We start from the raw sequence: 24,762 nt of genomic DNA, 5'->3' as shown, positions 1-24,762 counted from the left end.
GTGTGGGGCTTCTCGCCGCGCGTCCTCCTCATTCCCCGGCTTCCACGCGGGCTACGAGACGCGCGAATGCGGGGTCGGAGCGCAACGGGTCGAATACCGGCTCGACGGGGAGGTAGACCACCCAGTCGTCGTGCGTGGCGAAGGCGCGCTCCAGCTGCGCGGTGGCCGAGTCCGGCTCGCCGAGGGCCGCATGGATGGCCGCGGCGTACGCTGGCGACACGTAGCGGCGGCTCCCCTGCTCCGCGAGGCCCCGGATAACGGCGCGCGCCTCGTCGCGGCGGCCCGAGAGCGCGAGCACGTACCCGCGCAGGGCCTCCGCGATCGGTTGCCCGTGCGCCAGCCGCCGTGCCCGCTCCGCTTCGGCGAGCGCCTCTCCGTAGCGCCCCTGCTGCGCGTGCGTCTGGGCGAGCCGAAGGTATGCCGGCCAGAAGCCGGGGTCGACCGTGAGGGCGGCGCGGAAGCGCTCGAGCGCCTCGTCGTAGCGGTGCGCGTAGTAGAGGATGGCCCCTTCCGCCGTCAGCGCGGGCGCCGAGAAGGGGTCCAGACGCTGCGCCGCCTCCACCGCGGCGAGCGCTTCACCGAAGCGCCGCTGGTAGGCCAGATAGGTGGCGTAGCGCTGCCGGGCCGTGGCGTACCCCGGGTTCAGGCGCAGCGCCCGCTCGAACGACAGCCCGGCGCCCCGCCAGTCGCGGTCGTAGTACAGTTGCACCAGCGCCAGCGAAGCGTGCGCCTCGGCAAGGGTCGAGTCCAGGGCCAGCGCCCGCTCGGCGGCGGGCCGGGCCCGCGAGTACCCCTCCTGCGGCGAAAGCACGCCGTAGGTGACCAGCAGGGCGAAGCACTCGGCGCGCCCCGCGTGGGCCCTGGCGTTCGACGGGTCGCGCGCGATGGACTGCTCCAGCAGGTACAGCCCGCGCGCCAGCCCCTCGCCCGTACGGCTGCTCCAGGCTTCGCGCGCCTGCAGGAACAGCCGGTACGACTCCGGGTTCACGGCGCGCCGGGCGCCCGGGGGAGGCGGCGCGTCGTCGGCGTGCGGCCGCAGGCGGGCCACCACGGCGCGCGCGATCTCGTCCTGCACCGCGAAGGCGCTGTCGATCCCGCGGTCGAACGTGCCGGACCACACGCGATACCCGTTGTCCACGCTGACCAGCGAGGCGTTCACCCGCAGCCGGTCCGCGCTCGTCCCGACGCTCCCCTCCAGGACGTAGCGAACGCCCAGCCGCCGCCCGATCTCGCGCACGTCCATTTCCCGGGCGCGGAACGCGAAGGCGGAGGTACGGGCAGGCACCCGCATCCCCGGCAGGCGCGCCAGGGCCGTGAGAATCTCCTCGCTGATTCCGTCCGCGAGGTACGCCTGGTCGCCGTGCGGGCTGCGGTCCGCGAACGGGAGCACGGCCACGGCCGTCGTGCCCGGATCTGCCCGCGGAGCGCCTGGGCGGCCGGTCGCCCCGAGGTAGAGTGCCGCCGCCGTCGCGACGGCGAGCACGCCGGCGGCCGCGCCAGCCGGCCGCCGCCGGCGGAGCCGCTTCGGAACCGGGGACGGAGCCTCCGCCACCCCCGTGGCGGCGGCGGGTTCGGCCGAGGTCGGGGGAGGCGCGGCCGCGGCGGGCGCCGAGCGCAGGCGCCCGGCCAGCGCGGCGATGGCGGGGTCCGGGGGTGCGTCCAGCGTTGCGCGGACCATTGCTTCGTGCACCCGCGCGTGCTGGAGCGCACCCGCGCGGTCACCGGCGGCGGAAAGCGCCTCCATGAGCCGCAGCGCCACCCGCGAGTCGCACGGATCGTGGCCGGCGCGCCGCTTCCACCACGCCGCCGCCCGCACGGGATCTCCCGCGCGCCCGGCCGCGTCCGCCAGCCGCTCCAGCGCCTCCGCCAACGCTCCCGCCAGCCGCGCCCGCTCCCCCTCCGCCCAGCCGTCGAACGCCTCCGCGTCCAGGTAGAAGCCGTCCAGGAAGGGCCCCGCGTACACCTCCACCGCCCGCTCCGGCTCCCCTTGCGCCAGCGCATCCGCGAACGCGCGCACGTCGCTTCGCACGCTCGCCCTGTCCAGCTGCAGGCTGCCGCCCACCGAGACGATGGCACCCTCGCCCAGTGCCTTGCGGATGGCGTGGACGGCCACGTTCAGCAGCCCGCGGGCGCGGTCGGTGTCGCTGTCCGGCCAGAGCAGCCCCAGCAGCTTTTCGCGGCTTACGGTAGCCGAGGGGGCGGCGGCGAGCACGGCCAGGAGCGCCAGGGGGTGGCGCTGCGCGATACGGCCGCCGAGCGGCCCATCGGGACCGTCGACGCCCGGCGCGCCGAAAAGGCGCAGGGAAAACGGCATGGGAGGAGATGTCCCGGGGGAGGTAACGCTGGGGTAACGCTGCGTTCAGGGCTCCGCCGCACGATAGAGGCGCACGACGACGGGAGCAAGAAAACCGCTCCCATGGAATGTCCCCTCTCATCGGAGGCCATCATGTCCACACCCACCAGCATGTTCACCACCCTGCTCGCCCTCTCGTCCGCCCTGGGCCTGGCGCTTACGCCCGGCTGCGAGAACCGGGTCGACTTCGAGGCGCCGGCCGTCGGCGAGGAGGTCGGCAGGCAGTACCTGGAGGCGCCGGGGGTAGAGTTCCTCACGGCCGTGAACTGCGCCGGCGGCCCCGCGTGCGTTCCCGTGAGCGAACGGTGGCGGGGACGATGCGAGGCCCTTCCCAGGGTGATCGCGGAAGCGGGGGCGCTCTCGGGTTCCAAGGTCGCCGACATCCGCCACGGCCAGCCGGAGTTCGCCGTGAACGCCGTCTGCGCGCGGCTGGTGCGGCCTGCCTGGCGGCTGCTGCTGCACGTGCGCAACGCGCCGGGCCGGGCGCAGTCCGAGGTGACGCTCGTGGCCCTGGACGCCGCGGGCACGGAGATCGGGCGGTCCGTGCAGACCGTGCTGCCCGGCACCGGCTTCACCCCCCTGGAGGTGCAGGTGGCGGACGACCGGATCTCCTCCTTCGTCCTCTGGGGCATGCGCGACGCCGGCCTCGCCATCGACGACCTGACCTTCTTCGAGCACACGTAGCCTTCCCGCGGGCCCGCGAGCGCCGCGCGGGCCCGCCGTCCACCCCCCGTCCTTGGTCCTCACGCGACCCGCCTCGCGTGAATCTTGCGGCGAAGCTGCGGCGGGACACATCATCCGAAAACTCTTGTTGGCTCGGTGCCGCCGCGGCACCTTGGGATGACGCGCCCCGGCCGGAAGCCCTCGCCCGGAGCCGCGCCGCTCCGCGCCCACAACGGAGGTTGGCCATGGGGATCCTGGATCGTGCGATCTCGGTGTTCCGTCCCGACTCGTCCAGCGCGGCCGCCGCGCCGCGCGGCCTTTCCCGCGCCGAGGTGGAGGAGCGCCTCGCCGCGGGCGGGGAGCGCTCGCTGGCGGGCCTCGACCTCACCGGGGCGGACCTGAGCGCGGTGGACCTGGAGGGCGCCGACCTGACCGGCACCCGCCTCCGCGACGTGAACCTCACGCGGGCCAACCTGCGCGGCGCCAACCTGACCATGGCGCAGCTCTGCAACGCCAACCTCACCGGCGCGGTGCTGGAGAACGCGACCCTGCGCGACGTGAACTGCGTCCGCACCGGCGCGCTCGCCCCGCCCATGCTGGAGGAGGCGAACCTGGCCGGCGCGGACCTGACCGGCGCCGAGCTTTCGCGCGCCATCCTGCGCAACGCCAACCTCACCGGCGCGGTGCTGGACGAGGCGGGGCTGGGCAAGGCCGACCTGCGCGGCGTGCACGCGGGCGGGGCCAGCTTCCGCGGCGCCAACCTGCGCCACGCGCGGCTGGACGACGGCGTCTTCTCCGGCGCCAGCTTCGACGAGGCCGACCTGTCGCGCGCCGTCTGCCGGGGCGCCAACCTGAGCGGCGCGTCGCTGGTGCGCGCGAACCTGGCCGAGGCGGTGCTCGAGGGCGCCGACCTCTCCAGCGCCAACCTGCGCGAGGCGCAGATGGACGGCGTCGTGGTGCGCGGCGCCTCCCTCCGTGGCGCGTCGTTCATCGGCGCCGACCTGGACGGCCTCACGCTCGACGGCGCCGACGTGCAGGGTGCCGACTTCGCCGGGAGCCACAACTATCGCGCGCCCGCGACGACGTGAAGGGAAGTACGAAAGTACGGAAGTACGATGGGATGATCGGGAGATGGGAATCCCCCGTCGGTATCGAACCGGCGGGGGTTCGTATTTCGATCTCCTTCCACGGATTCATACCGGATCTGGCAATCACCTGTGCATTACAAACGCACAGGGGACGTCATCCTGAGGCAGGCCACACCAACTTTGCCCGGCACGAGTCATTGCAGGCCGAAGGATCTCTAGGCGAAGTCGCACGTGCGCTGCTGGACTGCACGATTGATCCCCGAAACCGGTGTCGTGTCATACCGATTTCGAGAATCGGCTGCATTTCCTCAGCGGACGTGCGGCACCGGCTATAGATCCTTCGGCCTGCAAATACCTGTGCAGATTCAGCTTGCAGTGTGGCCGGCCTCAGGATGACGTCTTCCTAGTCTTGAGCGGAAATGCACAGGTAATCTCCAGATACGGTATCAGTTGTGGTAGGTGGTGATCATGATGGCGCCGTTCGGGCTGTCGGTGCCGAAGCGCAGCGTGGCCTCGGGCCCGGTGAGGAACTCGATCTTCTCGATGCTCGAGGCCGGCACGATGCGCAGCGACGCCGTCCAGATCCGCGTGAAGTCGTCGCCGAACGCGTACTCCACCCGCACCCCGTCCACGTACAGCGCCGGGAACTGCTTCACCGGGCCCTCGTGCGTGCCCCCCGGCGCCCGGTTGTCGCCCGGCACCTGCCCCAGCTGCATCGTCGACTGCCCGCGCATCTGGTTCCACTCGGGGCGGAGATGGGTGAGCAGGTCCAGCGCGTTGGTCAGCCCCGACTGCTGGATCTCCTCGCGCGTGAGGATGCGCGTCCGCGCCGAGCCGCGCCTGCTCGTGGACACCGTGCGCCCGGAGATCAGCTGCGAGCGCGTCCCCAGCTCCAGGTCGCGCCGCTCCAGCGACGCCGAGGCCAGCCGCAGGTTGGCCGAGGCGGAGCCGGTGCCCGGCTCGCTGGCCGCGAGCTGGACGGCCGCGCCCGCCGGGATCCCGCAGAAGTGGTACGCCCCCGCCGAGTCGGCCGCCGCCTGCGCGGTGCGCGCCGGGCTGTTGCGCGTGGCCCGCCAGGTGAGCACGACGACGGCGCCGGGGACCGGCGCACCGCTGGCCGCGCTCCGCACCGCGCCGCCGACCGCGCCCGCCGAGTCGGCCGGGCAGGCGGAGGCCAGGACGCGGGTGAGCGAGGGAACGAACAGGTCCTGCTTCACCGAGCCGCCCTCGGCCATCGTCACCGTCACCGGCGCGGGGAGGTATCCCAGCCCGCTGAGCCGTGGGGAGGAGAAGGAGAGCCCGTACCTCCCCGGCCGCACGCCGCGCATCTCGAACACCCCGGCGGAGTCCGTCGTCGCCTCGTAGCTGGAGCCCGAGATGAAGACGCGGGCGCCGGCCAGCGGGCGATTGGTGGTGCTGTCGTACACCGTCCCCGTCACCGTTCCCAGCGCCACGATGCCCGCCGCCGCGCCGTTGGCCGCGTCGATCGCCACCACCTCGCCGCCCTCCTCGCGCACCAGCGACGGCTGGCGCGCGGCGGCGGCGTGGGGAATCACCTCCGTCACCGGGTCCGCGTCGCGGATGGGCATGCGCACCAGCCACTTCGACGCGATCCAGACGCCGTTCGGGAGCCGCTTGAAATCCACCCGTCCGCCGGGAACGCCGCCGGGGCCGCGGATCGGCGCGCGCGTGTACTGGTAGTCCAGGTAGCGCAGCTCGACGGGCGCGCGGCTGAGCCAGAGCGTGCCGCGCACATCCGACTTGCGCCCCTCGCGCACCGGCTCGAAGGCCAGGCCGATGACGCTGGTGTCGCGGTCGCTGGAGTCGACGATGCGGAAGCAGTGCGTGTCCAGGAACTCGTCCGAGAGCAGCACGTCCGCGTCGGGCGCGTTGTAGATGGTGGTGTCGGCGCGGGTCTGGATGAAGCCGCTCGCCCGCAGCGTGTCCAGCGGCACCGCGGAGAACGGGCGATCGGTCACCGCCTCGGCCTCGCGGATGGTGCCGTCCGCCGCCTGCCCGGTGTTGAAGTCGCTCTCGCGCGACCAGTTGCGCACCCGGAAGCGGAACATGCGGTCGGAGAGGGCGGTGCGCGTGACGTCGAGCGCCTTGCGCGCCTCCTCCCAGACCCGCGCCGTCTCCAGGTTGCGCCCCGGCCGCACCACGCACCGCGACGCCGACTGGGCCGTGATTCCGGCCAGCGTGAGCGCGGTGAGGTCCGCCTCCATCCGGTAATCCACCGTCTGTCCCGCGGCCAGCGAGAGCACGCGCGAGCGCGTGGTGACGAAGCCGATCCGCTCCGCGCGCACCGTGAAGCTCCCCGCCGCCGGCGCGCGCAGGATGAACGTGCCCGACGAAGTGGTCAGCGCGGAGGCGACGTTGTGGCCTTCCGCATCCATCAGGAACACGTGCGCGCCGCCGATCCCGGCGCGGTTGCGCGGATCCACCAGCTCGCCACGAACGGTCTGGGCCGCCGCCGGGGCCGCCACGGCGGCCAGGAGGAGGAGTGCGGTCAGGGTTTTCACGCGGGGAGCCTCGGGGGAGAAGAGGTGTTGCGCGACGGGTAGGAGGATGCCGCGGGGATGCGGCCGCGCGTCGCCGGATGGTGGTATGGAGATCAGAGATAGAACGCGAGAACGGAACGGAGTCGCACGCCCCGCTGAATAGCGGCCAAGCCGGTTCTCGGCGGGGGGGTGCGAATCGAGGAGTTCTTTGTCGTGGCTGGAGATAGGGGTGCTTCCGCAAGGCCGAAAGGCGAATGAATTCGCGGCAACAACGGCCCGAAGTCCGCCTTCGCGGACTCGCGCCCTTGCCATCCGCGCGCGGGGGGTGGACTCAGACGCGCCGGAACCGGCTTCCGCGCCGAACAGCCTCGCGCAGTTTGCGAGGCTTCCCGTGGTTGTTGCTGCGACTTCAGTCGCCGGTGCGAAGCCGGACCGCCACTTCCATTCGGACCCTCCGCGCCTTTCGTCCGCGAACCCGGTATCCATCGCGAACGGATCTTGCGCGCGGCGGGGACTGGCTGGCACACCGTTCTCCTCATCTGCCGAACGCGTGTGTTGACATTAGATGTTATCACACATATATTTCGATCCATGACGACGCAGTTGAAGGACGAGATCCGGCAGAGCAAGCCGTTCGGCAGCCTGGAGCAGGAGGCGCACCTCAGCATCGAGCGCACGGCGGCGGTGCTGGTGCACGCGATGGCCGAGGCGCTGAAGGCGCACGGCGTGACCCCCGCGCAGTACAACGCGCTGCGCATCCTGCGCGGCGCCGGGCCGCAGGGGCTCTGCCGTGGCGAGGTGCGCGACCGGCTGGTGGCGCAGGTGCCCGACGTCACGCGGCTGCTGGACCGGCTGGAGGCCGCGGGCCTCGTGGAGCGCGAGCGCGGCACCGAGGACCGCCGCTTCGTCACCACCCGCATCACCGCGCGGGGGCTGCGGCTGCTGGACGAGATGGACGAGCCGGTGGAGGAGATCCACCGCCGCTCGCTGGGGCACCTGGAGCAGGGCGAGCTGGGCACGCTCATCGCCCTGCTCGCGAAGGTGCGGACGGCCTGATTTTCCGGAGCAAACGTGTGTTTACACACGTGTCGTTGCAACGCCCACCATTCCCTACGGAGAGAGACGGATGAACACGATCGCACGCGGGCCGCTGGCCCGGAACGTGGACCTGGGGCTGCTGATCCTGCGCGTGGTGATCGGCGGGATCATGATCGCGCACGGGGCGCAGAAGCTGTTCGTGTACGGCCTTCCCGGCGTGACGCAGGGGTTCGCCGGCATGGGCGTGCCGCTGCCGGGCGTCACCGCGCCGCTGGTGGCGCTGGTGGAGCTGCTGGGCGGGCTGGCGCTGGTGTTCGGGCTGCTCACGCGGCTGGCCGGGCTGGGGCTGGCCATCGACATGCTGGGCGCGATCCTGCTGGTGCACCTCAAGAACGGCTTCTTCATCGCACCCCCGAAGGTCGGGTACGAGTACGCGCTGGCGCTGCTGGCCGCGTCGGCGGCGCTGGCCTTCACCGGCGCGGGGGCGTACTCGCTGGACGCCGTGATCGCCGGCCGCCGCGCCGGCGGCACGCGCAACTCCTGACGCGGGCTTTTCCGTCCCCGCCCGCACCGTCGCGGCGGGGACGGGCCACGGCAGGAAATCATGAGAAGGGAGATGGTAAGGATGTCCAACATCGATTTCGCGGCCGCGCCGGCCGAGGCCGAGGGGGGGTACGGCATCGCCCCGGCGGGATACCGCCTGCCGGCGGAGACGCACGTGGGCCGGGTGCGGCTGCAGGTGGCCGGCCTGGAGCGCTCGCTGGCCTGGTACGGCGAGGTGCTGGGGATGCGCGTCCTTGCCCGCGGCGACGGCCGGGCGACGCTCGGCGCCGGGGACGGCGCGCCGCTGGTGGAGCTGCACGAGCGGCCGGGCGCCGCGCCGGTGCCGCACCGCGGGCGGCTGGGGCTGTACCACTTCGCCATCCTGCTGCCGGACCGCGCGGCGCTCGGGCGCTTCGTGGCCCACCTGGGCGCCGTCGGCGAGCGCTTCGGGGCGAGCGACCACCTGGTGAGCGAGGCGACGTATCTCCACGACCCCGACGGGCTGGGGATCGAGGTGTACGCCGACCGCCCGCGCGAGTCGTGGCGCGCCACCGGCCGCGAGCTGCGGATGGACACCACGCCGATGGACGTGCGCTCCGTGGTCGCCGCGGCGGGCGGCGAAGCGTGGGCGGGGATGCCGGCGGGAACCACGATCGGCCACGTGCACCTGCACGCCGGCTCGCTGGACCGCGCGGCGGAGTTCTACCACGCCGCGCTGGGGCTGGACGCCATGGTGTGGAGCTATCCCGGCGCGCTCTTCCTCTCGGCCGGCGGCTATCACCACCACCTGGGGCTGAACACCTGGGCCGGCCCCGGCGCCCGCCCGCCCGCCGAGGACGAGGCGCGGCTGCTGGAGTGGGAGCTGGTCGTCCCCGCCGCGGATGACGTGGACGCGGCGGCGCGCAGCCTGGCCGATGCCGGGTTCGCCTCCCGGGACGGCCGCGCGGACGATCCGTGGGGGACCACGCTGCGGATCGTCGCGGCGGGCTGACCCACGGCATCTCACGCGGAGACGCGGAGCCGCGGAGGGGCGAGACTGCTCCTCCGCGGCTCCGCGTCTTTTCTGTGGAACCGTCAGCCGGTCAGCACTCGCAAAGGCGCTGCGAGCCGGTGGCGCAGGTGACGTAGTTCGTGTCCGGGCAGCCCACCGTGCAGCCGCCGCTGCAGGCGTAGGTGCCGCAGCCGTCGGTGTCGCACGGGTCGCCGTTGTCGGTGCAGCCGCACAGGCGCTGGCCGCCGGTGGTGCTGTCGAACCCCTCCACCGTGCCCGTATCGCCCGCCTTCCCTGCCGTCAGAAACGACTCCACGTTCAGCTCGTCGATGCTCAGCCGCAGCTTCTTCATCACACACCTCGCGGGTTGGGTAGAGATCATCTCGGGACGTGAGCGGCGCCGCCATCGCGGGGATGGCGGCGCCGGATGGATCAGCACTCGCAGATGATCTGGTTGCCGGTCGCGCAGGTGGCGTAGTTGGTGCCGCCGCCGCACCCGCCGCTGCAGCCGAAGGTGCCGCAGCCATAGCTCCCGCACCCGGCGCTGCCGCCGCAGGCGCCGCCCTCGTCGGTACACTCGCAGATGATCTGGTTTCCGGTGGTACTGTCGAACCCGCGGACCGTCCCCGCCTCCTCCGCCTTCGCCGCCGTCGGGAACGACTCCACGCTCAGCTCGTCGATCTGCAGCCGCAGCTTCTTCATCGGACACCTCTGGTTGACGGGTCTCTCGCGGAGGCGGCGGCCTGCCCCCCCGCGCGCGAGCACATACGGTTCGCGACGGTAAGAGATAATCGCCATCCGTTCATGCGCGCAATACGCGCCGCGAGATTTCGATCCCCGGCGCGGACCCCTCCATCGGCGCGACGGTTGACACTGCGGCCGTTGCGGCGAGACTGTACACGGCCGTCGCATCCGCTCCATCTCCATCCGCCGACCCGCCGACCCGCCGTGCCGGAGCCGTCCACCTACGACCGCATCTACGCCGCCGCACGCCGCATTCCGCGCGGGCGGGTGAGCACGTACGGGTGGATCGCGGAGCTGGCGGGCGTTCCCGGCGCCGCACGCCAGGTGGGGTACGCCATGGCCGCGCTCCCCGCGCACACCACCGTGCCGTGGCACCGCGTGATCAACGCGCAGGGCCGCGTCAGCATCCGCGCCGGCGGCGACCCGCGGCTGGAGCAGCGCTTCCTCCTGGAAGCCGAGGGCGTGGCGTTCGACGCGAACGGGCGCGTGTCGCTGGAGCGCTTCGGGTGGCGCGGCCGCCGGCGGAAGGAGGAGTGAGGGAGATGGAGATCGCCGTGCTGGGTCCAGGCGACGCCGCGGTGCTGGAGAACAAGGCGCCGGAGGTGTTCGATCACGCGATCGACCCGCGCTGGTGCGCCCAGTTCTTCGCCGACCCGCGCCATCACCTCGCCGTCGCCATCGATGACGGGACGGTGGTGGGGATGGTGTCCGCCGTGCACTACGTGCATCCCGACAAGGCGCCGGAGCTGTGGATCAACGAGGTCGGCGTCGCCTCCACGCACCGGCGGATGGGCGTCGCCAAGCGGCTGCTGGACGCGATGCTCGCGCACGGGCGGGCGCTTGGGTGCGGCGAGGCGTGGGTGCTGACGGACGCGGGAAACGCCGCGGCGATGCGGCTCTACGCGGCCGCGGGAGGCACGGAGCAGGTTCCCCAGCCGGTGATGTTCAGCTTCCGGCTCAACCGCGGAGAGGGGTGACGGATGGCGACGGAGAGCGTGACCTGGAGGGTGAAGGTGGGGGATGCGGAGACCGTCGCGGTCTTCGACGCGGCGGATTCGGCCGATGGCCGGAACGCCGTGTTCGTCTGCGCGCACGGAGCGGGCGGGAACCGCGACGACCGCGGCATGGTGGCGATGTGCGCCGCGCTGCGCTCGCGCGGGATGGGCACCGTGCGCTTCAACTTCCTCTACCGCGAAAAGGGCTCGGGGCGGCCGGACCCCATGCCGCGGCTGATGGAGACGGTGGCCGCCGTGGTCGCGCGGGTGCGGGACGAGCTGCGGCCGGAGGTGCTGCTGACGGGCGGGCGATCGATGGGCGGGCGCGCGGCCTCCATGCTCGCCGCGGACGGATTCGCGTCCGACGGACTGCTGCTGATGGCGTATCCGCTCCACCCCGCGGGGCAGCCGGAGAAGCTGCGGGACGCGCATCTCCCCTCCATCACCATCCCCGTGCTCTGCTTCAACGGCACCCGCGACGACCTGTGCCGCCGCGACCTGATGGAGCGCGCGCTGCAGACGGTAAAGACGGACTGGACGATGCACTGGCTGGAGGGCGCCGACCACAGCTTCCACGTCCTCAAATCCTCCGGCCGCAGCGACGCGCAGGTGCTGGACGAGGTCGCGGACGCGACGCGGGCGTGGGTCGCGCGGCTCGGCTCCCCATCTCCCGCATCGTGACCCGCGACGACTACCCGGCGCACCTGCCGTATCGCCAGCTCTACTACGCGATTCGCGACTACGAGGGCGGCGCGCTGTACGACGACGTGCTGCGCGTCTGGCTGGGGTGGCAGGACGGGCAGCGCCGCTGGCTGGACGAGCTCCGCCGCCGCCCGGGCGCGCCGGTCCCCGCGATCTCGGACGAGGAGAGCTGGGAGCTGTACGCGCTCTCCCGCGTGGTCGACGTGCTGAACCTCTCCTTCGCGCCGCGGGTGGGGGACGACTGGAAGATGCCGAGGGTGGGCGCGGAGGAGATGGCGGCGTTCATGGACGCGCTGGGCTTCGAGCGCATCGACCGCCCGCGCTTCCATCCCTTCCATCACGAGATCGTCACCGTCGAGCCGATGGACGATGCGTCCGCGGAGCCGGAGGTGGCGCGCGAATACTGGCCCGGCTGGCGGCTCGGCCCGCTCCTCATCTCCCGCGCGGGATGCGCCGTCCGCGCGGGCCGCGAACACGTGGTGAAGGAGATCGCCGAGACGTCGACGCTGTACTGGGCGTTCGCGCGGCACACGCGCCCCACGTACGACCTGAGCGTCGGCTGGGGAAGCAACTCGCAGTGGCGCACCCGCTTCCGCCGCGACTACGAGATCGGCGGCGCGCTCCATATGAACGTCGACCCTACCAGCCCGGCCGCGCTCGACGAGGACCTGACCCAGGCCGAGCGCCTGGAGCTTCTCCGCCACCGCTGCTTCGTCCGCTGCGCGAAGGATCACCGCGACCGCTGGCCGTACGACCTGACGCACGTGGAATCGCTCTGACACCGGATTCGCAAATGAACGTTTGCGTTTCAGCGCGCTACCCGCCCGACGTCATCCTGAGGCCGGCCACACCGTAATCAGCGTCTGCACAGTAAGTTGCAGGCCGAAGGATCTATAACCGCGGTAGCACGTGACTCAACGGGCCGCACTGAATCTTCTTTCGGAATCGCTCTGAGGGGCGGCGGGCTCCGGGAATTTCACACAGGAAACCAGAGGACCGGAGAACGGAGACGAGGCCCACGGGGCGACGTCTCTGGTTCTCCGGTCCTCTGGTTCTCAGGGTGCCTGCTCGTCTGGATCACCGCCTGACGAAGGCGTCGAACAGCTCGTCGAGCGTGGTCTGCGGGTCGCCGCAGAGGCCTTCGTGCACGGGGGAGGGCTGGATGACGTCGGAGCGCGGGCTGGTGAGCCAGTGGAAGCGCTCCGACGTCGGCGCGAGCGCCACCGGCCCCGCCGCGGGGTCGCCGTCGCAGATGGCGCGGCAGGCGTCCAGATAGCGTGCCAGCAGGTCGGCGTCCGCGCCGGGGACCAGGGCGCGCAGCACGGCCGGGTCGCTCACCACGCGGGCGCGCAGGAAGCCCGCGGTGCGCGCGTGCAGCACCACGCCCACGTTCACGAACACGCCCAGGTACGGGTGCGCCACGGCGCGGATGAACGCGAAGTTGTACTCGGTCGCGGCGCTCATCGGCGTGCGGAGAGGGCGCGGGGCGGTTCGCGCAGCAGCGCATCGCGCGCGCGGGCGGCCTCGGCGGCGAAGGCGCGCGGCGCCGTGAGCCGCGTGCGGAAGTAGCGCCGGTAGCGCTCGCGCGCCGCCTCGGCCGAGTCGAACTCGGCACCGGCGACCTCGTCCAGCAGCAGCGAGTCCGGCACGTTCTCCATCACCCCCGCGATCACCTCGTCCGTCAGCATCGGCGCGAGCTTCGCGTCCGCCGCCTCCAGGTCGCCCGCCAGGCGCAGCAGGACGTGGTTCTTCACCATGGGAAAGGGCGTGCGGGTGCGCGCTTCATCCACCCCCTTCCAGTCGTAGTGCGCGTACAGCGCGGCGCCGTGGTCGATGAGCCACGGGCGGCGCTCCCACAGCAGCAGGTTGGGGTTGCGGTGCGTGCGGTCCACGTTGGTCACCAGCGCATCGAACCACACCAGCTCCGCCGCGAACGCGGGGGTGATGAGGTCACCCGCCGCGAAGCCGTCGAAGTTGAAGGCGCCGTCCAGGTAGCGCAGCCCCACGTTCAGCCCGTGGCTCTTCCGCAGGATGTCCTGGATCTCGGGATCGGGCTCGGTGCGGCCGAAGGGCGGCGGCACCTCGACCAGCGCCAGCTCGGGAACGGGAAATCCGAGCGCCCCCGCCAGCATCCCCACCACCAGCTCGGCCACGAGCACCTTCGCCCCCTGCCCCGCCCCGCGGAACTTCACCACGAACCGCCCGCCGCCGTCGGTGTCCACGATGGCCGGCAGCGAGCCGCCCTCTCGGAGCGGCTGCAGGTAGCGGGTGGCAAGGTAGGTCGGGAGAGGGGCCACGAGTGCGAAAGTGCGAAAGTGCGAAGTGCGTGAGTGCGTGAGTGCTCCGGGCACAAGCTACGGTCCCGCGGCTTCCAGCGGGAGACGCCGCTCCCCGCGCACTCCGATCTCCATCCCTCGCGATGCGCCGTGCCGCGGGGCGCACCCATCCATACGGGCCGATTTCTTGCCATCCTGCTCCCCGGGCCCTGCTGCGAGGGTGGCGGGCGGCGCTGCGGATCGGGCGGCGCGCCTGCTGCGGAGCGGGAGCCCGAGTTGGATTTTTATTTTTTGCATCTTGATGACGGCCTGAACACTCCGGGAGCTTCCGGCGGTCCGGCCACATGCGGGAAGTGCGCAGCCGCTCCACTCCCCCACACGGGCGGTGCGGCTTCGGCGTGTCCTGCGGCGCGGGCCGGTCGCGCACGCCGCCCTCCATTCCACCCGCGGAGCCTGGATGCCACGAGATTCCCACCCGCCGCTCACCTGCTACCTGTCCGGCGTGCACAGCGGCCCCAACCCGTCGCCGGGGCTGGGCGTGGCGCGCTCGCTGCGCGAGGCGTACCCGCACGCGCGGCTGGTGGCGGTGGACTACGGGGTGGAAAGCTCCGGGCTGCACAGCGAGGTGTTCGACGAGGTGTGGCTGCAGCGGCCGTGGAAGGAGATGCGCCTTCCCGTCTACCAGGCCGCCATCCGCGAGGTGCTGGACCGGGGCGCCGTCTGGCTTCCCGGGCAGGACCTGGAGGTGGAGTTCGTGTCCGCCTTCCTGGGCGCGGACGACGGCGCGCTGGTGCCGCCGCGCGAGTCGCTGCGCCGCGTGGCCAAGCCCGCCATCGAGGCCGCGGCCGCGCTCCTCCCCTTCACCATCCCCCCGTTCCTCTCCGCCGGCCGGGCCGACTGGGAGCTGCACGGCTTCTGCCGCGAGCACGGGTGGCGGGTGTGGGTGAAGGGCCCCAACTACGAGGCCATGCCCGCGCTCGACTGGCCCTCGTTCCGCCACGCACGCTCCTTCCTCTCCGAGATCTGGGGGACGGAGAGCCTGTTCGTGCAGCGCCACGTGCCCGGCGCCGAAGAGTCGGTGGCGTTCTGCGCCTGGCGGGGCGAACTGCTGGACTGCGTGCACATGCGCAAGCACACGCAGACGCACGAGGGAAAGACATGGGCCGGCGCCGTGGGCCCGGTGGACCCCGCCATCGCCGAACCGCTGCGCGAGGTGCTGGCGGAGCTGGAGTGGACGGGCGGCGGCGAGCTGGAATACGTCCGCGCGCTGGACGGGACCATGCACCTGATCGACTGGAACCCGCGCTTTCCCGCGTGGATCCACGCCGCCTCGTTCGCCGGGCACAACCTTCCCGCGCGCCTCCTCCAGGCCGCCGGGTTCGGCGCGCCCGCCGCCGCGCCCTTCCGCGGCCGGCAGTTCACGCGGGTGGTGATGGAGATCCCCATCCTTCCCGCCTACCCGCTCCCCGCCGTGCGCGACCCGGTGGACGACGGCCGCGCGGGCTCCAAGCACCCGTCGGGGATGCCGGACCTGGCCCGCCGGCTGGCCGAGACGCGCGGCGGCGACACCACTCCCGAGCCGCGCGCCAACGGGAAGAAGCCGGCCCCGCGGCGGCGCCCCGCCCCCGAGGTGCCCGCCACCCTGCAGTGGGACCTGGACGAGGCGCTGGCCGGCGAGCTGCCCACGCCGCGCCGCATCCTCCTCCCCCGCACCGCGCGGGAGCGCTTCGCGCGGGTGGAGCGCGCGCTGGCGGCCGGCGCGGGGGGGCGCGTGGAGCTGGGCTTCGGGTACAGCGTGAAGACCAATCCCCACCCCTCGCTGCTGGCCATGGCGGAAGCGTCGGGGATGTTCGCGGAGGTGATCAGCGCGGCGGAGATGCGGCAGGCGCTGGCGGCGGGATTTCCGTTCGAGCGGGTGGTGCTGAACGGGCCGGCGCCGCGCTGGCCCGCCGGGCCCGAGCCGGACGGCGAGATGGTGGCCGCCTTCGCCGACTCGCCGCAGAACCTGGCGCTCTGGCTGAAGGAAGGGCGGCCGCGGGCCCGCTACCTGGGGCTGCGGCTGCGCCCGGCCACGCTGGAGCTGTCGCGCTTCGGGGCCAGCCTGGGCGCGCCCGAGCGCTTCGCCGAGACGCTGGCGCTCCTCCGTGCGCTCCCCGCCGGGCAGGCGCTGGGGCTGCACTTCCACTTCGCCAGCGACGTGCTGGGGCCGGCGCGGTGGTTCGAGACGTTCGAGGGGGTGCTGCACTGGGCGGCGGCCATCCAGGACGGCGTGGGACGCCCCGTTCGCTGCCTGGACGTGGGCGGGGGATGGTTCCCCGACGACTTCGACCGCGAGCTCGTTCCCTCGCTCCCCCGGATGATGGCGGCCGCGGCGGAGGCGCTTCCCGCGCTGGAGCGCTTCGTGGTGGAGCCGGGGAAGGCGATGGCGCAGCCCGCGATGGCGCTGGTGACCACGGTGCTGGAGGTGCGCCGCGCCCGCGGCGGCGCGGTGGAGGCGGTGGTCGACGCCGCCATCTCGGACCTGCCGATGGCGCCCTTCTATCCCCACCGCGTCTTCGCCTGCGGGCGCGGCGGCGCGTGGGAGCCGCTGGGCGGCCGCGGCGACCGGCTGCTGGGCCGCATCTGCATGGAAACCGACATCCTGGCCAGCGACCTGGCGCTCCCGGACGACCTCGCCGCCGGCGACCGGCTGGTGATCGGTGACGCGGGCGCGTACGACGCCAGCATGGCCTACAACTTTGGACGCGGAGTGCTGGATGACGCCTGCTGCTGAGACCCGCGCGAGACGCCCGCACGCGGCGCACCCCGCCCCCGCCGCGCCGGCGATCGAACCCGGCGCCGACTGGGCGCCGTGGGCCGCGTGCAACCCTTCGAGCCTGGCCCACCACGGCGGCAACTGCTGCACCGCGGCGCGGGCCTGGTTCCTGGCCATGGACCGCTCGTTCTGGCAGGGCCACGGCGGGCCGGGGTGGATCCCCCGGCGGTGGCCGTGGGGGCCGTCGCGGTGGCCGCTGCACTGGTGCGAGGCCGTCCGCGCGGACGAGCTGGACTGCGGCGCGCACGCCTTCATGACGCGGGAGGCGTTCCGCGCGCGGGGGGTGCGCGCCGTGCCCGTGCAGCTGGTGCAGCGGCAGGAGCGGCACCACTACCTGCACTGGCTGGGGCGATGGAACGGCTCCGGCGCCTCGCCCGCGTGGGCCGGCGAGGGCGCCGCCTACCACGAGGCGTGCGCCACGATTGCCGGCGGGCGCGCCGAGGTGTGGGACGCGTCGGTGGGCGCGTGGCTCTCGCCCGAGCACGTGCGCGGGGTGCGCAGCATCGCCGCCGTGCGGATCGGCGGGGCGGAGGAGACGGGGGAGGTAGTGACCTGGCGCGGGGTCCGCGTCCCCCTGGGCGTGTGGATCACCCCGCCCACGCCGCCGGAACCCTGATCCACCTGAAGGACAGTTCCGGCGCGGCCAGTCACCGGCGACTGAATGAAGTCGCAGCGTCGCAGCAACAGCCACGGGAAGCCTCGCAAACTGCGCGAGGCTGTTCGGCTCGCCCACGGCTACGGCTCGTCCTTGAATCTCTTTGGACGCGCACAACGCGGGGGCGACTCAGGAAAGGCGGGCTCGAACAGAGAAGCGGAGGAGCAGAGAGGGATCTCCGCTCCTCTGCTTCTCCGCTTGGATGCATCGTTTCATGACGGCGCGTCAGACGTGCGGCGGGCTCGGGGCCGTTCTGCCGCGCCCGTCCACGTCCGCTATTCGCCCCCCCGGGCGTCCGGTTTCCTCCGCAGCAGCTCCTCGGCCTCGTCCAGCAGCTGCTGGATGCCGCGGATCGCCTCGGCCGGCCCCGCTTCGCGTGTGGCGACGCGGTTGCGGAGCTCGCGGGAGCGTTGCGCCAGGATCCGGGCGCGCAGGTCGCGGTCGTCAGAGGGATACACCATGGGCGCGGGGGACGCAGGTCCGGCGCCGGAAACGTATCAGCCCCTTCCGCGCCTTTCGCGACAGGCTCACTCCGCCGGTGCGGCCTCCGTCTTGGCAGGCGGCGACTCATCCGCCGACGGCCGCTCCTCCTGCGTCGCCGCGCGGACGGCGGGGGCGACGACGGTGCCCAGCAGCTCGATGGCCCGCATCACCTTCGCGTGCGGCATGGGGCCGACGGTGAGCTGGGCCAGGAAGCGCCGGTGGCCGAAGATCTCGCGCTGGAACAGCACCTTGTCGATCACCTCCTGCGGGCTGCCCACCAGCAGCGCGCCGCGCGGCGAGCGCTGTGCCTCGAACTGCTGCCGGGTGGTGGGCGGCCACCCGCGCTCGCGCCCGATGCGCGTCATCGTCTCGGCGTACGACGGGTAGAACGCGTCCGCCGCCTCCTGGGAATCGTCTGCGATGAACGCGTGCGAGTTGATGCCGACGGCCAGGCGCGCGGGGTCGTGCCCGGCGCGGCGCGCGGCCTCGCGGTACAGCTCGATGAGCGGAGCGAAGCGCTCCGGCGCGCCGCCGATGATGGCCAGCGCCAGCGGCAGCCCCAGCGTCCCCGCGCGCGCGACGGACTGCGGCGTGCCGCCCGCCGCGATCCAGACCGGGAGCGGGTCCTGCTGCGGCCGCGGGTACACGGGCTGGTCGGCGAGCGCGGCGCGGTGGCGGCCGCTCCAGGTGACGCGCTCGGAATCGCGGAGCTTCAGCAGCAGCTCCAGCTTCTCGCCGAACAGCGCGTCGTAGTCGCGCAGGTCGTGGCCGAAGAGCGGGAACGACTCGATGAACGAGCCGCGCCCGGCCATGATCTCCGCCCGCCCGCCGGAAAGCAGGTCCAGCGTGGCGAACTGCTGGAAAACGCGCACCGGGTCGTCGGAGCTGAGCACGGTGACGGCGCTGGTCAGCCGGATGCGCTCGGTGCGCCCGGCCGCGGCGGCCAGCACGATGGCCGGCGCGGAGACGGCGTAGTCGGGGCGGTGGTGCTCGCCCACGCCGAACACGTCCAGCCCCACCTGGTCCGCCAGCTCGATCTCCTCCAGCAGCTCCCGCAGCCGCCGCCCGGCGCCGAGGGTATCGCCCGTCACCGGGTCGCGCCCGACCTCCGCGAACGTGTAGACCCCGATCTCCATCTCACCCCGATCCGTTGCTCGTCGTCATGCCGGTCTCCGCGCGGCCCGCACGGGGCACGCCGCCGCCGGACGCAACATAGCAAACGGCGCAATCCCCACCCCGCAGCCGTCGAGCATCTCGGGGCTTTACCACCGCCACGAACCCCAAGGAGACGTCATCCTGAGGCCGGCCACACCGACCCTGCCTCTGCACGAACGATTGCAGGCCGAAGGATCTATAACCACGGCCGCACGTCGGCTTCGGAGACGCGCCGATGCCGTGGCGTGGTATGCGGAAGCAGGTCGGAGCGACTTCGGAAATGGACGTGCTGCGTCGGTTATAGATCCTTCGGCCTGCAACCAATGGTGTGAGACGAGTTGCGTGTAGGCGGCCTCAGGATGACGTCTTTCGGGGGATGTCGATGAGAGAGCCTCGTTTGATAGCCGGCGTCAGCGGCGCCCCGCGATCGGCTCGGTCACGGCGAACATGGCGGAGAAGTCGTGGCGCTGGGGCGGGAGATCCGCGCCGGTGTAGAGGGCGGAGATGGTGCCGTCGAGGTAGAGCGCGTCAGGACAGGCGAGCGCGTCGCGGAAGGCGGTCGCGAGCTCGTACAGCGTGACCCCGTCGTCGGAGATGGCGAAGACGACGGTGCCGTCGGCGCGGACGCAGACGCCGTTGCGGATGGTGCGCGAGCGGCCGTGCGGGTCGAACGCCTGCGCCAGCGCGCCGCGGCGGACGAGCAGCGGACCGGACTGCGTCGCCATCTCCACCGCGGGCGCGGTCCGCGGACGCCGCGCGAAATCGGCGGTGGAGAGGACCGCCGCGCGGCCGCCGGCGACGAAGAAGACGCCGTTGGGCGGGCAGTAGAAGTTGGCCGTGCGGCAGGGATTCGGCGGGCCGGGCGACACGTTCAGCCGCGTGTAGGTCCGCCCGCCGTCCGCGACCAGCAGCCCCGTCGCGGAGTCCGGCCGTTCGTAGATCCCCGCGTTCATGGCGAACTGGAGGCGCTCGCCGCGCGCGTGGAGCCCGGCATCGAGCCGCTCGATGGTGCGCCACGGACGGCCCTGCGCGTCGCGGGCGAGGAGGCGCAGCCTGCCCAACGCCGCGGGCGGAAGCTCGCAGACGCGGTAGCGCGCGCCGGCGATCGTCCGCGCGCGGCAGCGCATCTCCGGCTGCCGCGTCGTCGTTTCGGCATCCGCATCGCGCGCGGTGCAGCGGAAGGCCGCGAGCGCGAGGAGCGGCAAGACGAAGATCGGAAGGCGGGAGAATCGGCTCATCATCCCCCAATCTACCCACCATCTCCCGATGCAGTCCATTGCATCCCGCATCTCATCGTACCCATTGTTCGTGTGCTGGACCGGATCTGGCACCGGCGGCGGACGGAGCGGGCAGGCGACCCATCCCCAACCAGGAGACCCCCATGGCGGAGAGCGCGCAGAATACGTCCATGCCGTACCGCACGCTCGGCCGCACGGGCGAGCGCGTGTCCGCCATCGGGCTGGGCGGCTGGCACCTGGCGCTGCCGTCGGTGGACAAGGAGCTGGCGATCCGCATCGTGCGCAGCGCCATCGACCGCGGCGTGACCTTCATGGACAACTCGTGGGACTACAACGAGGGCGCCAGCGAGCGGCGGATGGGAAAGGCGCTGAAGGACGGATACCGGCAGAAGGTGTTCCTGATGACGAAGATCGACGGCCGCTCGCGGAAGGCGGCCGCGCGGCAGCTGGACGAGTCGCTGGAGCGGCTGAAGACGGACTACGTGGACCTGGTGCAGCACCACGAGATCATCCGCTACGAGGACCCGCACCGCGTGTTCGACGAGAACGGCGCGCACGCGGCGCTCCTCGAGGCCAAGGCGGCCGGGAAGGTGCGCTACATCGGCTTCACCGGGCACAAGGACCCGCACATCCACCTGCACATGCTGGAGGTGGCGCGCGAGCACGGCTTCACCTTCGACGCCGCGCAGATGCCGCTGAACGTGATGGACGCGCACTACCGCAGCTTCGAGCGGCTGGTGGTGCCCGAACTGCAGCGGCAGGGGATCGGCGTGCTGGGGATGAAGAGCATGGCGAACGGGATCATCCTCAAGTCGGGCACGGTGACGGCGACGGAATGCCTGCACTATGCACTGAACCTGCCGACGAGCGTGGTGATCACCGGCTGCGACAGCATGGAGGTCCTGGACCAGGCCATCACCGCCGCCGAAAGCTTCCGCCCGATGGACGCCGCGCAGGTGGGTGCGCTCCTGGCGAGGACGGCCGAGGCCGCCGCGCGGGGCCGCTTCGAGCCGTTCAAGACCTCGTCGATCTTCGACGCCACGGCCAGCAACCCGGACTGGCTGGGCGACGAGCCCAAGCGCCTGCGGGAGCTGATGCCGGCGTAGACGGAAGTGCCAAGTGCCAAGTGCCAAGTGCCAAGTGCCAAGTGCCAGGTGCCAGGTGCCAGGTGATATACCCGGCATCCTGCGCGAATGGCGCGGGACCGCCGTGGAGGGCTCGGCATGCGATGAGTATCGCGGATTTTTCGATCAGAGGTGATTGCCCGGCGTGACGCGGGTGGGGCTATCTCCATCCCCCCTGATGACGCAGTTGACGATGCCTGGTTGACGCTGGGCCGGCTCCCGCACCGGCGACTGAAGTCGCAGCAACAACTACGGGAAGCCTCGCAAACTGCGCGAGGCTGTTCGGCCCGGCACCCACTCTCCCGGCGGATTCTGTATCACGCAGAAACGCGGAGACCCGGAGAACCGCGATGAGTTCCCCGTGTCTCCGCGTCTCCGCGTGAGTTTCCTTTCTTCTGTATCTCAGCCGCCCGAGACGAGCCCGCCGCCGTAGGAGACGGGGAGCCGCAGCTCCGGCGGCCCCTCCACGTCGTGCGGCGGCATCGCGCGGGCCAGCTGCTGGCGCAGGTCGCGCGCCCGCACGTCCAGCTCGGCCAGCTCGGCCTCGTCGTAGCGCGGCTGCACCAGGAGCCGCGCGATCTGCCGCGCCACCCCCGCCAGCTCGTCGCGCAGGCGCTCGGCCTCGGCCGCGCGCTCCTGCAGGGAGGGGTCAGGCGCCGGAGCCATAGTAGCCATCACGACCGGGGCGATGAGGAGGCCAATCGAGCGAGAACCCGCCGGTGGACGGCGGCGTGGTGCGGGGCCGCGCGCCGCGCGGACGGCCGGCGCGCCGGATGGGCCGAATCATCGATTCGGAGCCGCCCGGGTCGTCGCCGGTTTCGGGGCTGCCGGGCGGGTCGTCCGGTGAGGCGTGTGGACGCATCAACATCCCTCCGCAGGTCGGTGAATCCATTGTCTGTCAACCACTTACGGAGCCCGTGGGGCCGGCCGCGCGCCCCGGGCTTCCGGAACGTGGCGGCGTCTCAGGCGCGACCCGGAAATCCGCTCCGGGGCCGTCAACTCCGTATACCGTTCGTTATGAATAGGGACCGCGGGTCCGGACGTCAACTCTTATGGGCCAACCCGTGCCGATTCGGACACCCACTGGCATACTCCGCGCAAGCTGTGTATACCTGTCCCTGTCCGATTAGGATCGGAAGCAGGGCGATACACCAGTTGCTGTCGCTTTGCGTGCGGATTAGCTTCGAGATGTACCCTCTGTTGCCCTTAACTTTCTGGAGGTCTCCATGAAGCGTGCCCGCATCCTCCTGCTTCCGCTCTCGGTGGCGGTCCTCGGCGCCTGCAACGGCAGCATCGCGGGCCCCGACGGCGCCAGCGCCCGCGGAACCCGGAGCGAAAACGGGAGCAGCGTGCCCTCGGCGGTGCCGGGGAACGGCACGCTGGGAAGCGGCTACGACCGGTCGGCCGAGGGGAACGGGACCCTGGGCTCGGGCTACTGAGCTACTGCTCGATGGGATACTTCTCCGGCGGGACCGCCCTGGGCCTGGCGCCCGGGGCGTGCTTCCGCAGCTTGCGGAGGAGGGATTCGCGGACGAGGTCCACCTCGCCGCCTTCGGGGGGAACCACGTCGCGGTCGCCGGGGGCGCGCACGCGGAGGCCGGCCAGCAGCTGCTGCGCCTGGGCCACCGTGAGCGCGTTCCCGCGCTCGCCGGCCAGCCGCAGCGCCAGCAGGCAGCACTGTTCGGCGCGGTTCCACTCCTCGAACGAGCGGCACCCCTCGGCCAGGTGGTAGAAGGCGCTGGCGGGCACCGTCTCGCCCGCCTGGCGCAGCCGCTCCACCGCCTGGTAGGCGCGCTCGTAGCGCAGCCGGTCGCGGCAGGCGCCGGCCGCGCGGGCCTGGTTGGCCAGCACCACCACGCGCTCGGCGGCCAGGTGGATGAAGGGCAGCACCGCGTCGTACAGCGGCGCGGCGCTGGAGAAGAACCCGCGGCAGGCCCACAGGAAGGCGATGTCGTGCGCCAGCGCGGGGACGCGCGGGTGCTCGGGCTTGTAGAAGGCCACCGCGCTCCGGGCGTGGGCCGCGGCCTCGTCCAGCCGCCCCGAGTGGATGCGGATGGTCATCAGGTCGTGGTATGCCGACGCCGCCAGGCTCCGCCGCCCCACGCGCAGCGCCGCGCGGCGCCCCTTGTCGGCGTGCTTCTCGGCCTCGCCGAAGCGCCCCAGGTCGCTTTCCAGGTTTCCCCACCCCAGGTGGGCGATGGCGAAGTCGACCTCGGCGGTCTTCGCGTGGCTCACCCGCGCCAGCCGCGCCGCGCGGCGGAACCAGAGGGTGCCGCGGATGCGCTCGCTCCGCCGCCGGCAGAGCCGCCCGGCCGTCGCGGCGCGCGCGGAGCTGTCCGGCTCCAGCCGCGCGGCCGCCTCGGCGAACTGCAGCGCCAGCTCCGGCATTCCCCGCTGCTCCGCCCACTCCCACACCGCCGCGCAGGCGTCCGCCACCTCGCCCGGGACGTGGCTCTCGCGCCCGGCGAGAACGCGCGCCGCGTCGCCCAGCTCCGCCGGAAGCTCCAGCGCGTCCGCCCCGCCGAAGGGCGTGCCGTCGTCGCGCGCGGGCGTGGAAATCACCTCCAGGTCGGCGAGGATGCGCCAGAACGAATAGGCGGCGCGCGCCTCCGGCACCTCGTCCAGCACCAGCAGCGAGGGGCGCGCGGCGGGCATGGGGGGAGCGGGAGAAAGCCTGCTGCGCGGACGGCGCAAGGTAGGGGCTGGCTCGCTCATTGTCGGGCGCAAGGGAAGGGATCCGAAACCTGAGCGCAGTTTACCTCCGCCTATCTCTTGGCGCCAGATACCTGCCGCACAAGCCCCGCATCGGACGCGAGGGCGGCGACGGGATCGTCCGCGCGAAGAGCCGCCGCCCGCCTTCATCCCCGCCGGTCCGGCGAGACATAATGGGACCTGGCATCCGGGGGATGGGGAGCTTCATCGCATCTCCATCCCCTGACGCGTTCACCCATGGGCGAGGGGCGATGGGGGGAGATTGCCATCTCCCTCCGGAGCCGCGAGGCGGATCCCACGTCCCGTGCACGACCCGATCCTCCCGAACCCCGGAATGGAGATGGCCCCGCTGCTCATGGCGGGGCCATCGTCGTCCGTCCATCTCCAATCGCCGTCCCCGGCCGCTAGCCGCCGCTGACGGAGGGGACGATGATGATCGTGCTCCCCTCGCCCACCGGCGTGCCGAGGCCGTCCAGGAAGCGCACGTTGTCGCCGTTGACGAAGACGTTCACGTGGCGGCGCAGCTCGCCGGTCTCCTCCACCACGCGGTCGACCACGCCGGCGTGGTGGCGGGCCAGGGCGCCGAGCGCGTCGCGGACGGTGTCGCAGCGCTCGTCCAGCGTCACGGCCAGGCTCCCCCCGGCGAAGGGGCGGAGCGCGCTCGGCAGCTCGATGGTGATCCCCAT

The 24,762-nt window shown here is 72.4% G+C and carries 25 protein-coding genes; 13 read left to right on the top strand and 12 right to left on the bottom strand.

Annotated features, from left to right (window positions below):
- Positions 1–28: 28 nt before the first annotated feature.
- A complete protein-coding gene (locus VLK66_RS08665; RefSeq protein WP_325308997.1) occupies positions 29–2,314 on the bottom strand; it encodes a tetratricopeptide repeat protein in 2,286 nt (761 codons plus the stop codon).
- A gap of 132 nt (positions 2,315–2,446) precedes the next feature.
- Here VLK66_RS08665 and VLK66_RS08660 point away from each other — a divergent pair, with 132 nt between their 5' ends.
- Together VLK66_RS08660 and VLK66_RS08655 are read left to right on the top strand one after the other, a co-directional pair.
- Positions 2,447–3,037: a hypothetical protein gene (locus VLK66_RS08660; RefSeq protein ID WP_325308996.1), complete on the top strand. Its 591-nt coding sequence runs from the start codon at positions 2,447–2,449 to the stop codon at positions 3,035–3,037.
- Between the two features lie 224 nt (positions 3,038–3,261).
- Positions 3,262–4,104: a pentapeptide repeat-containing protein gene (locus VLK66_RS08655; protein WP_325308995.1), complete on the top strand. Its 843-nt coding sequence runs from the start codon at positions 3,262–3,264 to the stop codon at positions 4,102–4,104.
- A gap of 446 nt (positions 4,105–4,550) precedes the next feature.
- On the opposite strand, the gene VLK66_RS08650 is transcribed toward VLK66_RS08655, so the two are convergent.
- Positions 4,551–6,626, bottom strand: coding sequence for a carboxypeptidase regulatory-like domain-containing protein (locus tag VLK66_RS08650; protein ID WP_325308994.1), 2,076 nt, complete (start codon positions 6,624–6,626; stop codon positions 4,551–4,553).
- Between the two features lie 570 nt (positions 6,627–7,196).
- Here VLK66_RS08650 and VLK66_RS08645 point away from each other — a divergent pair.
- The 3 genes from VLK66_RS08645 to VLK66_RS08635 all read left to right on the top strand — a co-directional run bounded on the left by VLK66_RS08645 (position 7,197) and on the right by VLK66_RS08635 (position 9,177).
- Positions 7,197–7,661: a MarR family winged helix-turn-helix transcriptional regulator gene (locus VLK66_RS08645; protein ID WP_325308993.1), complete on the top strand. Its 465-nt coding sequence runs from the start codon at positions 7,197–7,199 to the stop codon at positions 7,659–7,661.
- Positions 7,662–7,731: 70 nt separating this feature from the next.
- The gene (locus tag VLK66_RS08640; protein ID WP_325308992.1) at positions 7,732–8,187 is read left to right on the top strand and encodes a DoxX family protein; all 456 of its coding nucleotides are present in this window, start codon (positions 7,732–7,734) and stop codon (positions 8,185–8,187) included.
- Between the two features lie 81 nt (positions 8,188–8,268).
- Positions 8,269–9,177, top strand: a complete 909-nt coding sequence (locus VLK66_RS08635) for a VOC family protein (protein WP_325308991.1) — start codon at positions 8,269–8,271, stop codon at positions 9,175–9,177.
- Between the two features lie 91 nt (positions 9,178–9,268).
- Here the strand turns inward: VLK66_RS08635 and VLK66_RS08630 are convergent, their stop codons facing one another.
- Entirely contained in the window at positions 9,269–9,529 is a 261-nt protein-coding gene (locus VLK66_RS08630; RefSeq protein WP_325308990.1) for a hypothetical protein, read from the bottom strand.
- 80 nt (positions 9,530–9,609) lie between these two features.
- Positions 9,610–9,879, bottom strand: coding sequence for a hypothetical protein (locus VLK66_RS08625; RefSeq protein WP_325308989.1), 270 nt, complete (start codon positions 9,877–9,879; stop codon positions 9,610–9,612).
- Positions 9,880–10,125: 246 nt separating this feature from the next.
- Between VLK66_RS08625 and VLK66_RS08620 the strand changes: the two genes are divergently transcribed.
- Genes VLK66_RS08620 through VLK66_RS08605 form a run of 4 tightly spaced genes read left to right on the top strand, consistent with a single transcriptional unit; the run spans position 10,126 to position 12,397 of the window.
- Complete coding sequence (locus VLK66_RS08620) at positions 10,126–10,458, top strand: methylated-DNA--[protein]-cysteine S-methyltransferase (protein WP_325308988.1); 333 nt, start codon at positions 10,126–10,128, stop codon at positions 10,456–10,458.
- 5 nt (positions 10,459–10,463) lie between these two features.
- Positions 10,464–10,898 (top strand): GNAT family N-acetyltransferase, encoded by a 435-nt coding sequence (locus VLK66_RS08615; protein WP_325308987.1) that lies wholly within the window; start codon positions 10,464–10,466, stop codon positions 10,896–10,898.
- A 3-nt stretch (positions 10,899–10,901) separates the two neighbouring features.
- Positions 10,902–11,597: an alpha/beta family hydrolase gene (locus VLK66_RS08610; RefSeq protein WP_325308986.1), complete on the top strand. Its 696-nt coding sequence runs from the start codon at positions 10,902–10,904 to the stop codon at positions 11,595–11,597.
- Entirely contained in the window at positions 11,558–12,397 is an 840-nt protein-coding gene (locus VLK66_RS08605) for a hypothetical protein (protein ID WP_325308985.1), read from the top strand. Before VLK66_RS08610 ends, VLK66_RS08605 begins: the two co-directional genes overlap by 40 nt.
- A gap of 298 nt (positions 12,398–12,695) precedes the next feature.
- On the opposite strand, the gene VLK66_RS08600 is transcribed toward VLK66_RS08605, so the two are convergent.
- On the bottom strand, positions 12,696–13,082 hold the full coding sequence (locus VLK66_RS08600) for a DUF3037 domain-containing protein (RefSeq protein WP_325308984.1): 387 nt from the start codon (positions 13,080–13,082) through the stop codon (positions 12,696–12,698).
- Complete coding sequence (locus VLK66_RS08595; RefSeq protein WP_325308983.1) at positions 13,079–13,915, bottom strand: HipA family kinase; 837 nt, start codon at positions 13,913–13,915, stop codon at positions 13,079–13,081. Before VLK66_RS08595 ends, VLK66_RS08600 begins: the two co-directional genes overlap by 4 nt.
- A gap of 436 nt (positions 13,916–14,351) precedes the next feature.
- Here VLK66_RS08595 and VLK66_RS08590 point away from each other — a divergent pair, with 436 nt between their 5' ends.
- Positions 14,352–16,667 carry a hypothetical protein gene (locus tag VLK66_RS08590; RefSeq protein WP_325308982.1) on the top strand — a complete coding sequence of 772 codons (2,316 nt, stop codon included), beginning with the start codon at positions 14,352–14,354 and terminating at the stop codon, positions 16,665–16,667.
- A complete protein-coding gene (locus tag VLK66_RS08585; protein WP_325308981.1) occupies positions 16,651–17,325 on the top strand; it encodes a hypothetical protein in 675 nt (224 codons plus the stop codon). Before VLK66_RS08590 ends, VLK66_RS08585 begins: the two co-directional genes overlap by 17 nt.
- A 314-nt stretch (positions 17,326–17,639) precedes the next feature.
- Here VLK66_RS08585 and VLK66_RS08580 read toward each other — a convergent pair whose 3' ends face one another.
- From VLK66_RS08580 to VLK66_RS08570, 3 genes are all read right to left on the bottom strand, one after another.
- Positions 17,640–17,825, bottom strand: coding sequence for a hypothetical protein (locus VLK66_RS08580; protein WP_325308980.1), 186 nt, complete (start codon positions 17,823–17,825; stop codon positions 17,640–17,642).
- Between the two features lie 66 nt (positions 17,826–17,891).
- Positions 17,892–18,983: an LLM class flavin-dependent oxidoreductase gene (locus VLK66_RS08575; RefSeq protein WP_325308979.1), complete on the bottom strand. Its 1,092-nt coding sequence runs from the start codon at positions 18,981–18,983 to the stop codon at positions 17,892–17,894.
- 429 nt (positions 18,984–19,412) lie between these two features.
- Complete coding sequence (locus VLK66_RS08570) at positions 19,413–20,207, bottom strand: phosphodiester glycosidase family protein (RefSeq protein WP_325308978.1); 795 nt, start codon at positions 20,205–20,207, stop codon at positions 19,413–19,415.
- 176 nt (positions 20,208–20,383) lie between these two features.
- Here VLK66_RS08570 and VLK66_RS08565 point away from each other — a divergent pair, with 176 nt between their 5' ends.
- Positions 20,384–21,346 (top strand): aldo/keto reductase, encoded by a 963-nt coding sequence (locus VLK66_RS08565; RefSeq protein ID WP_325308977.1) that lies wholly within the window; start codon positions 20,384–20,386, stop codon positions 21,344–21,346.
- 420 nt (positions 21,347–21,766) lie between these two features.
- Here VLK66_RS08565 and VLK66_RS08560 read toward each other — a convergent pair whose 3' ends face one another.
- Positions 21,767–22,030: a hypothetical protein gene (locus tag VLK66_RS08560; RefSeq protein WP_325308976.1), complete on the bottom strand. Its 264-nt coding sequence runs from the start codon at positions 22,028–22,030 to the stop codon at positions 21,767–21,769.
- Positions 22,031–22,590: 560 nt separating this feature from the next.
- Here VLK66_RS08560 and VLK66_RS08555 point away from each other — a divergent pair.
- Positions 22,591–22,803, top strand: a complete 213-nt coding sequence (locus VLK66_RS08555) for a hypothetical protein (RefSeq protein ID WP_325308975.1) — start codon at positions 22,591–22,593, stop codon at positions 22,801–22,803.
- 1 nt (position 22,804) lies between these two features.
- Here the strand turns inward: VLK66_RS08555 and VLK66_RS08550 are convergent, their stop codons facing one another.
- Both VLK66_RS08550 and VLK66_RS08545 read right to left on the bottom strand, forming a co-directional pair.
- On the bottom strand, positions 22,805–24,019 hold the full coding sequence (locus tag VLK66_RS08550) for a hypothetical protein (RefSeq protein WP_325308974.1): 1,215 nt from the start codon (positions 24,017–24,019) through the stop codon (positions 22,805–22,807).
- Between the two features lie 461 nt (positions 24,020–24,480).
- Entirely contained in the window at positions 24,481–24,762 is a 282-nt protein-coding gene (locus tag VLK66_RS08545; RefSeq protein WP_325308973.1) for a ubiquitin-like small modifier protein 1, read from the bottom strand.

The organism is Longimicrobium sp. (assembly GCF_035474595.1).
Classification (GTDB): domain Bacteria; phylum Gemmatimonadota; class Gemmatimonadetes; order Longimicrobiales; family Longimicrobiaceae; genus Longimicrobium.
Note: the sequence above shows the minus strand (reverse complement) of the source record. Positions and strands in the feature narration are given on the sequence as shown.

Excerpts from the sequence above, each read along its gene's own strand:
- VLK66_RS08665 (WP_325308997.1), bottom strand. The coding sequence starts at position 2,314 with ATGCCGTTTTCCCTGCGCCTTTTCGGCGCGCCGGGCGTCGACGGTCCC.
- VLK66_RS08660 (WP_325308996.1), top strand. The coding sequence starts at position 2,447 with ATGTCCACACCCACCAGCATGTTCACCACCCTGCTCGCCCTCTCGTCC.
- VLK66_RS08655 (WP_325308995.1), top strand. The coding sequence starts at position 3,262 with ATGGGGATCCTGGATCGTGCGATCTCGGTGTTCCGTCCCGACTCGTCC.
- VLK66_RS08645 (WP_325308993.1), top strand. The coding sequence starts at position 7,197 with ATGACGACGCAGTTGAAGGACGAGATCCGGCAGAGCAAGCCGTTCGGC.
- VLK66_RS08640 (WP_325308992.1), top strand. The coding sequence starts at position 7,732 with ATGAACACGATCGCACGCGGGCCGCTGGCCCGGAACGTGGACCTGGGG.
- VLK66_RS08635 (WP_325308991.1), top strand. The coding sequence starts at position 8,269 with ATGTCCAACATCGATTTCGCGGCCGCGCCGGCCGAGGCCGAGGGGGGG.
- VLK66_RS08630 (WP_325308990.1), bottom strand. The coding sequence starts at position 9,529 with ATGAAGAAGCTGCGGCTGAGCATCGACGAGCTGAACGTGGAGTCGTTT.
- VLK66_RS08625 (WP_325308989.1), bottom strand. The coding sequence starts at position 9,879 with ATGAAGAAGCTGCGGCTGCAGATCGACGAGCTGAGCGTGGAGTCGTTC.
- VLK66_RS08615 (WP_325308987.1), top strand. The coding sequence starts at position 10,464 with ATGGAGATCGCCGTGCTGGGTCCAGGCGACGCCGCGGTGCTGGAGAAC.
- VLK66_RS08610 (WP_325308986.1), top strand. The coding sequence starts at position 10,902 with ATGGCGACGGAGAGCGTGACCTGGAGGGTGAAGGTGGGGGATGCGGAG.
- VLK66_RS08600 (WP_325308984.1), bottom strand. The coding sequence starts at position 13,082 with ATGAGCGCCGCGACCGAGTACAACTTCGCGTTCATCCGCGCCGTGGCG.
- VLK66_RS08590 (WP_325308982.1), top strand. The coding sequence starts at position 14,352 with ATGCCACGAGATTCCCACCCGCCGCTCACCTGCTACCTGTCCGGCGTG.
- VLK66_RS08585 (WP_325308981.1), top strand. The coding sequence starts at position 16,651 with ATGACGCCTGCTGCTGAGACCCGCGCGAGACGCCCGCACGCGGCGCAC.
- VLK66_RS08580 (WP_325308980.1), bottom strand. The coding sequence starts at position 17,825 with ATGGTGTATCCCTCTGACGACCGCGACCTGCGCGCCCGGATCCTGGCG.
- VLK66_RS08575 (WP_325308979.1), bottom strand. The coding sequence starts at position 18,983 with ATGGAGATCGGGGTCTACACGTTCGCGGAGGTCGGGCGCGACCCGGTG.
- VLK66_RS08565 (WP_325308977.1), top strand. The coding sequence starts at position 20,384 with ATGGCGGAGAGCGCGCAGAATACGTCCATGCCGTACCGCACGCTCGGC.
- VLK66_RS08560 (WP_325308976.1), bottom strand. The coding sequence starts at position 22,030 with ATGGCTCCGGCGCCTGACCCCTCCCTGCAGGAGCGCGCGGCCGAGGCC.
- VLK66_RS08555 (WP_325308975.1), top strand. The coding sequence starts at position 22,591 with ATGAAGCGTGCCCGCATCCTCCTGCTTCCGCTCTCGGTGGCGGTCCTC.
- VLK66_RS08550 (WP_325308974.1), bottom strand. The coding sequence starts at position 24,019 with ATGCCCGCCGCGCGCCCCTCGCTGCTGGTGCTGGACGAGGTGCCGGAG.
- VLK66_RS08545 (WP_325308973.1), bottom strand. The coding sequence starts at position 24,762 with ATGGGGATCACCATCGAGCTGCCGAGCGCGCTCCGCCCCTTCGCCGGG.